Below are 7,554 nucleotides of genomic sequence, written 5' to 3'. Positions count from 1 at the left end.
TCACAGCGGAGCGGAACGCCGATGGACCGGCTTGACATACCCGTGGCCAGACCCCCTATAAAGAACGTCAAGATGAAAATAGTAGCAGGGAGGGATTGAAGATGCCGACGAGAAACCTTCCAGAGAGAAGCGAGATAACGGTCATCGGTGGTGGAATAGTTGGCGTTACTATAGCTCATGAGCTTGCCAAGCGCGGGGAAGAGGTTACAGTCATAGAGAAGCGCTTCATAGGTTCTGGCTCGACCTTCCGCTGCGGAACAGGCATCAGACAGCAGTTCAACGATGAGGCTAACGTTCAGGTTATGAAGCGCTCCGTCGAGCTCTGGAAGGAGTATAGCGAGGAGTACGGCTTTCCCTTTGAACAGACGGGTTACCTCTTCCTGCTCTACGACGATGACGAAGTCGAGACCTTCAAGAGGAACATCGCGATACAGAACAAGTTTGGCGTTCCAACGAGGCTCATAACGCCGGAGGATGCCAAGGAGATAGTCCCTCTTCTCGACATAAGTGAGGTTATCGCCGCTTCCTGGAACCCGACCGATGGAAAGGCCAGTCCCTTCCACTCAACCGCGGCCTTTGCGCTTCACGCTGAGGAATTCGGGGCTAAGTTAGTTGAGTACACGGAAGTGAAGGACTTCATCATCGAGAACGGCGAGATTAAGGGCCTAAAAACGAGCAGGGGGAAGATAAAGACCGGTATCGTCATCAACGCCACCAACGCCTGGGCCAAGCTCATCAACGCGATGGCCGGGATAAGGACGAAGATACCGATAGAGCCCTACAAGCATCAGGCCGTCATCACTCAGCCCATAAAGAAGGGCTCGGTCAGGCCGATGGTCATCTCCTTCCGCTACGGCCACGCTTACCTGACCCAGACGAGCCACGGCGGAATAATTGGAGGGGTTGGCTACGAGCTGGGCCCGACCTATGACTTGAACCCGACCTACGAGTTCATGCGCGAGGTGAGTTATTACTTCACTAAGATAATTCCAGCGCTGAGAGAGCTCCTAATCCTGAGGACATGGGCCGGCCACTACGCTAAGACACCGGACAGCAACCCGGCGATAGGCAAAATCGAGGAGCTGAGCGACTACTATATTGCCGCAGGCTTCTCCGGTCACGGTTTCATGATGGCTCCTGCCGTTGCTGAGATGGTCGCCGACCTCGTAACGAAAGGAAAGACAGACCTTCCCGTTGAGTGGTACGACCCGTATAGATTCGAGCGTGGCGAGCTTCGCGGTCAGGCCCTGCAGATGGGCTGACTTCGGCCTTTTTCTCATCATTTCGACGGAAATTTTATAAGCGGCTCGCCTTTTCTTCCGCTGATGGCGAAGAGGGAGAAGGCCGTCCTACAGGGAAAGCGCGAGAAAACACTCAAACTAAAAAAGCTCCGGGTTAAGAGGAGAAACGTCTTAATCCTGGCTATAGCGATGTTTATCGCAAACGTTGCCTTTGGCATGGCCTTCCCCTACCTGAGCGTTTACATGCGCCTCCTCGGTGCGAGCATGTTCATGGTGGGTCTTTTGAGCGTTACATTCAACCTCACCTCAACCCTCTTCCAGTACCCCTTCGGCTGGCTCTCCGATTCGACGGGTAACAGGAAGACCTTCATAGCCTTTGGCCTGCTGTCGTTTGCGGTGCTCTACTCCCTGATGGCCTTTGTGAGTTCTTCACTTGGCGTCCTCTTTCTCAGGACTCTCCAGGGGGTTTTTGGCTCGGCCATGATGCCCGCTCACTCGGCTCTGATTTCGGAACTCTCAACCCGGGCTGGTTCCATATTTGGCCTCTTCAACTCCATCGAGAACGCCGGCTTTATGGTTGGAAACTTTCTGGGTTCCGTGATAGTTAGCTATCTTGGCATAAGAAAGCTTTTCATCGTTTCCGGCGTTCTTCTCTTTCTCTCAGCTGGCGTGGTTCTTCTAATCCGCGAGCGCCCGATGGGAAGGCGTTCCCTCCTCGGCATGATTCTCGTCCAGGAAGGTAGGGAAAGCTGGCGGGCAACCGTGAGAGGTTCGGCTTTTAAGAAACTCATGCGCGGTCACCTGGGAATCTTCTACAACACTGTCTTTCTCGTGATGGTTGCCAGTGGGCAGTTTTACAGCGTCTCCTCCGTTTACTTCAAAGAAACCTTCGGCGAGTGGAGCGTCGGCGTTATCTTCGGAATAGAGAGTCTTGCAGCGGCTCTAACAGGTTACTCCCTTGGAAAGCTGATAGACAGGTACGGTGCCAAGAGGTTCTACCTTCTGGCCATAGCGGGCTACGCAGTAGCTTTCCTCCTCTACGCCTTCGTTAAAAACGTCTGGCTGGTCTTCGGCGTTGCCTTCCTTTCGGGGGTTAAGTGGGTTATGACGATAAACTCGACTTCCGCCTACGTGGCCCAAAACGTCAAGGTGAGCGAGAGAGCTCAGGGGATGGGCCTTTTGAATGCCATGATGAGCCTTGGCTGGGTAATTGGTCCATTACTCGGCGGTTATCTCGCTGGGATAAGCTTCGAGCTGGACTTCGTGAGCACGCTGATTCCCCTCGGACTGGCTTTTGTTTTAGCCCTCAGACTGCCAGAGTGATGCACTCTGGCGGAACCCTATCGACTATCCTCACGTTCTTTCCGGCCCTGTAAATTTTCAACCCCTTCCTTCTGAGGCAGTCTGCGTCTATGATGAGAAGAACCACGTCCCTCCCGTGCCTCCTGCCCGTTTCAATGGCCTCGCTTTTGCTCGTTGTTAGGTGAACGAACTGTCGCTTCATCGGCTTGAGCCCTTCCCTGAGAATAGAGGGCAGGTTTCTCCTCGGTGTTCCATGGTATAGAATCCTTGAGTCGAGGTCTTCCTTGTGGTTTAAGCTTACCGGAAAACTGTGACCATAGCGGGCGCGGATTTTTCCATTTCTAATCTCGTAGCGCCCCTTTGGGTCCTTCTCTACAATCTCGCGCACGAACTCCTTGGTAACGTCGGGATAGATGCTCTTCAGGGCTTTTACAAGCTCTTCCAGTGGGACGAAGCCCTCGCTATCGGGCTCTAGTCCAAATTCCTCCGGTGAATGCCTCAGGATATACGCCATCAGCCTGCTGACCTTCACCCGGTTCATTGTAAAAAGGTTGGGGCAGAACTCTAAAAACTCAACGGAACCTCCTAAGTGCCATCTCCCCTGCAACGGTTATCGGGTCTATCGTCGGGCTTATGGGTGGAGCATAAGCGGTCTCAAGGTAAACGACGTCTTCAACGGTTGCACCCTTCTGCGCCAGAGCGGAGAGCGTCATTATCCTTCCCCACACCCTTTCGCCACCAACTACTTGGGCTCCGATGAGCTTTTTGTCCGACTTTCTAAAGATAACCTTAACCGTTATCGGCTTTCCTCCCGGATAATACTCGGGCTTGGTTGAACCTTTGAACTTGCCGACCGCTATGTCGATGCTCTCCTTCTTCGCCCCTTCCTCTATGATTCCGAAGGCCCCTATCTCAAGTCCAAACAGCTCTGTAATGGCGGTGTTGAAGACGGGCTTAAACGATGCGTCCTTCCCGGCTATGTGCTCAGCCGCGATTTTGGCCATTCTCACAGCGGAGGTTCCAAGCTGGCTGAGTGTTCTCTTCCCCGTTACGGCGTCAATAACTTCTGCACAGTCTCCTATCGCGTAAATATCTGGATCGCTCGTCTGGAGGTGCTCGTTTACAACTATTCCCCTGTTGACTTCGAGGCCGGCTTTCTTAGCTAGCTCAACGTTCGCCCTAACACCTGTGGCGATGAGAACCAAATCAGCAGGAACCTCTTCCTCCCCAACTTTCACTGCCTTAACGGGGCTCCCAATTATCTCGCTGACTCCCTCTTTGAAGCGGAAGGAAACGCCGTGTTTTTCCATCTCGGCCTGGACGAGCTTCGCGGTATCTTTGTCCAGCATCGTAGGCATTAGCCTGTCCATTAGCTCTACAACCAGAACATCCATGCCGAGTTTTGCAAATGCTTCAGCTCCTTCGAGGCCTATTAAGCCGGCACCTATAACGACGGCTCTCTTCGGTTTCCTCTCGGCGATGTAGGATCTAATTTTCCTTACGTCGTCGAGGCTCTTGAGGGTAAAGACGCCCTCGTTTTCAGCCCCTTTTATTGGCGGGATAAACGCTCTGGAGCCAACCGCCAAGACGAGCTTGTCGTAGGGGACTTCGCCTTTATCCGTGATGACTACCTTCCTCTCGCGGTCTATTGCCTTGGCCTCGGTGTTCAGCATGAGCTTTATCCGCTGCTTTTCATAGAACTCGTTCGGGAAGACGATGACATCTTCGGGCTTCTCTATCGTGCCACTTATAACGTGCGGTAGAGCGCAAGGGGAGTACTGCATGGTTCCCTCCTTTCCGATGACGGTAATCTCAGCCTTCCTGTCGAGCTTTCTCATGAAGAGAGCGAAGTTGCTTCCCGCCGTTCCAGAACCGATGACGACGATTTTCATATAACACCACCTGAGGGAGAAGGGGAAGGAGGTATAAAAAGGTGGTTTTTGTTGGGTTGAAACTAACCCTAAAACCTTACGGAAAAAGTTAGGTAAAAGTAAAGTCAGGGCTCCACAACAGTCCCGTTGTGCTTGCCCTTCACGACGTCGAAGAGATGGTACGCATCGCGCTTGCCGACTATGTACGTCCTTATCCGCCCGCGCTGGATGAACTTAGCAGCGAGAGCGTCAACGACTCCACTGCCACCGGCTTTGCTCTCTGCCTCCATTGCTATCTCCACGAGTTGCTCCGGCGTTATCCTGTCGAGCTTTTTGGCGTTTGGGTTCTTCCGCGGGTCGGAGTCATAGACGCCGTCCACGTTCGTGACAACAACCAGAAGGTCGGCCTGCAGGTACTCGGCCAGAAGAGTTGCCACGGCATCTGTGGTGTGCCCTGGATGCGTTCCGCCCATTATCGGTATCTTCTTGAGCTGTATCACTTCCCATGCCTTACGGAAGTCCTGGATTACGAAGGGATAGGCCTTTTCCCCGAGCGCCGCTATCAGGAGCATCGCGTTTGCCCTCGTGATGTGTATCCCTATGTAGTCCTTGAAGGTCTCGTTTGGCGTAAATTCCTTCGCGGCTTTGATGTATTTCCTTGCAACTTTTCCGCCACCCACAACCACCGCAACCTCGTGGTCCTCGCTTATCTTGACGAGCTCGTAAGCTATGGCCTTAATAAAATCGACGTCCGGGTCTTCGGGAACGAGAACAGAGCCACCTATGTCGAAGACTATCCTCATAACGACCCTCACGGTGCTAATCGGGTTACCTTATAATCTTTTTCTTGTCGTAAAAATGGCAATAGGGTTCAGCCTATCTGGAATGCCGAGCTTCTCAGCTCACCCCTCTCGAACCTATACGGGTCGTACCACTCCCAGTCGAGAGGAACCTTTGAACGGCCCCTTGAAATTAGCTCAGCCATCGCCTGCGCAATGGCAGGAGCCATCATGAAGCCGTGTCCAGAAAAGCCAGCCGCTATGTAAAAGTTGTCGAGGAGTTTTCCGATAGCGGGGTTACTGTCGGGTGTTTTGGCATAGAACCCGGCCCACTGTCTGACTATGTGGGCGTAGCGGATAGGCGGGGCGATTTTCACGGCATAACGGAGGGCACCTTTCAGGAAGTCGTAGGTCGGCTCATAGTCGTCAAGGCTCTTAGCTTTGTGCTCGATTCCAGCGCCACAGATTATTCCCCCATCCTCGCCGTCCTGGATTATGTATGCATCGTCCCAGCTCGGCGGGCAGACTAAAGGCTCGGCCTGACCCCTTTCAAGCGGTTCCGTCTTGACGAGCTGGTGTTTGCATGGTGTAATCGGCACGAGGTTGTGCTTTAAACTAGCCATCTCGTTGATGCGCGGTGCCCAGGCGTTGGAAGCGTTTAAAACGGCATCGACCTTAACGCCCTCAACTTTTCCGTTGCTTCTGAACTTGACAGCCGTTATGGCATCCCCTTCGCGCTCAAGTCCAACGACCTCTGTGTGCTCCCTTGCATCGATACCCAGCTCTCTGGCCTTCCTTAGGTATGCGAAAAGCGTCTTGAAGGGGTTTGCCTTGCCGTCTTTCGGATTCCATGCTCCTGCCAAGAATGGCTCGGTGTTGAGAATCGGCACTATTTCCTTGGCCTCGTCCATATCGATTAGCCTCGTCTGGACGCCGAAGCGGTTCTGGAGCTTTATGTTCGCTTTAAACGTCTCGATTTCCTCCTCACTTGTGGCCAGAAACAGATACCCGCTCTGAGTGAAGCCTATCTCTGCCTCAAGCTCCTCCTCAAGCCCTTCCCATCGTTTAACGGAATACTTCATGAGCCTAACGTTTGCCTCGTCCGTGAACTGGGCGCGTATTCCTGTGGCACAGCGGAATGTGGAGCCCGAGCCAAAGTAGTTCTTCTCGAAGAGGATAACATCTTCCCCAAGCTTTGCCAGCTCGTAGGCCGTTGCAACGCCTATTATCCCACCGCCGATAATCGCTATCTTACTCATCGCTACCACCCACGAGAACCTCAACGCGGACGGGTCTTGTTGGAACCCTCGCTTTAGGTAGTGGTATTTCCTCGGGTTTTCTTCCTGTCTTCCTTGCGAGGATTGAGATTACAATCGGAATGCACGCCCTCCCCTGACACGGGCCCATACCAACGCGAAGAAGCCTCTTAATCTCCTCGATATCGGTAATTCCAGAATCGATGAGAGCCTCAACGTCCTCCACGGTCACGTCGTTACAGCGACAAACTATCCTTTTCCCGGCCATGTTGTTCCCTCCTTCCCACTTTAACCGCCCTTACATCCCACGCCATCTCTATCGGCACCTCGACGACGATTATCGGAGTGTCACCCCTGCTCTTTTCCCTTGGCACGACGGTGAGGACCTTGCCTTTCCCGACGGGCTCCCCCACGCGGTTGAGGAGAACAACTTCCTCTCCCCTTTCGGGGAGCGGAAGAAGTTCGTGGGGCATCGTTATCTTCGCCTTATCCCCGACGTAGTGCACCATGAAGAAGGCCAGCCCGGGGCATATCTGGACACAGAGGGAGCAGCCTATGCACTTCTCGTAGTCCACCATAGGTAAATCGTTCGGCGTGGGCATGCTTATTGCTTCTGTGGGGCATATTTCCCTGCAGGGCGCACATGGTATCTCCTGTGGGCACTCGGGAACGGCAACGGGCCTTTTCCTCAGCCTCTCCTCGCTCGGCTTTGGGATTATCGAGAAGAGCTCATCAGGCGTTATGTATCCCCTCTGAAGGTAAGGGGGAATCACGCTCATTCTTTCACCTCCGCAAGGAGCTTCCTTATCCCCTCAGCGATGTGTCTGCCAAACGGTCCGGAGCGGAACTCGTCGAGGTCGCGCTGGGCTTTCTCGATTTCATTAATCCAGCTTTCGTTCGCTATTCCGAGCCTCAACGCGGCGGCGATACCGGCTATCTTGCCTTCAAGCATCGCTGTCGTGGCCTCCTCTATTCCAGCCGAGTCGCCTGCAACGAATATTCCCCTGACGGTCGTCTCCATCCATTCATCTCTAACCGCAACGTGACCTCCAAGCTCGCGGACGTACTTTATTTGACAGCCCGCTTGATGGAGAAGCTCTATGCT

General features: G+C 53.5%; 8 protein-coding genes and 1 pseudogene. 2 read left to right on the top strand and 7 right to left on the bottom strand.

The genetic code is table 11. The features are described from left to right. Positions 1-101: 101 nt before the first annotated feature. Entirely contained in the window at positions 102-1,262 is a 1,161-nt protein-coding gene (locus F7B33_RS00535) for an FAD-binding oxidoreductase (protein WP_297072529.1), read from the top strand. Positions 1,263-1,325: 63 nt separating this feature from the next. Beyond that, entirely contained in the window at positions 1,326-2,564 is a 1,239-nt protein-coding gene (locus F7B33_RS00530; protein ID WP_297072527.1) for an MFS transporter, read from the top strand. Here F7B33_RS00530 and F7B33_RS00525 read toward each other — a convergent pair. The 7 genes and pseudogenes from F7B33_RS00525 to F7B33_RS00495 all read right to left on the bottom strand — a co-directional run. After that, a complete protein-coding gene (locus tag F7B33_RS00525) occupies positions 2,548-3,084 on the bottom strand; it encodes an RNA 2'-phosphotransferase (RefSeq protein WP_297066593.1) in 537 nt (178 codons plus the stop codon). The two genes, F7B33_RS00530 and F7B33_RS00525, sit on opposite strands and share 17 nt — an antisense overlap. Before the next feature lie 31 nt (positions 3,085-3,115). Continuing rightward, a complete protein-coding gene (locus tag F7B33_RS00520; RefSeq protein ID WP_297072524.1) occupies positions 3,116-4,435 on the bottom strand; it encodes an FAD-dependent oxidoreductase in 1,320 nt (439 codons plus the stop codon). 104 nt (positions 4,436-4,539) lie between these two features. Next, on the bottom strand, positions 4,540-5,217 hold the full coding sequence (gene pyrH, locus F7B33_RS00515) for a UMP kinase (protein WP_297066607.1): 678 nt from the start codon (positions 5,215-5,217) through the stop codon (positions 4,540-4,542). Positions 5,218-5,285: 68 nt separating this feature from the next. Continuing rightward, complete coding sequence (locus tag F7B33_RS00510) at positions 5,286-6,452, bottom strand: FAD-binding oxidoreductase (RefSeq protein WP_297072522.1); 1,167 nt, start codon at positions 6,450-6,452, stop codon at positions 5,286-5,288. After that, positions 6,445-6,717 carry a (2Fe-2S)-binding protein gene (locus F7B33_RS00505; RefSeq protein ID WP_297072520.1) on the bottom strand — a complete coding sequence of 91 codons (273 nt, stop codon included), beginning with the start codon at positions 6,715-6,717 and terminating at the stop codon, positions 6,445-6,447. The genes F7B33_RS00510 and F7B33_RS00505 overlap by 8 nt, the downstream gene beginning before the upstream one ends. Then, entirely contained in the window at positions 6,686-7,228 is a 543-nt protein-coding gene (locus tag F7B33_RS00500) for a 4Fe-4S binding protein (RefSeq protein ID WP_297072518.1), read from the bottom strand. Before F7B33_RS00500 ends, F7B33_RS00505 begins: the two co-directional genes overlap by 32 nt. Next, positions 7,225-7,554: pseudogene (locus F7B33_RS00495) on the bottom strand (sarcosine oxidase subunit alpha); the annotation flags it as partial. The gene F7B33_RS00500 and the pseudogene F7B33_RS00495, both read right to left, overlap by 4 nt.

This window comes from Thermococcus sp. (assembly GCF_015523185.1).
Lineage (GTDB): Archaea > Methanobacteriota_B > Thermococci > Thermococcales > Thermococcaceae > Thermococcus.
The sequence above is the reverse complement of the archived record's forward strand: the minus strand, read 5'-3'. Positions and strand labels throughout refer to the sequence as shown.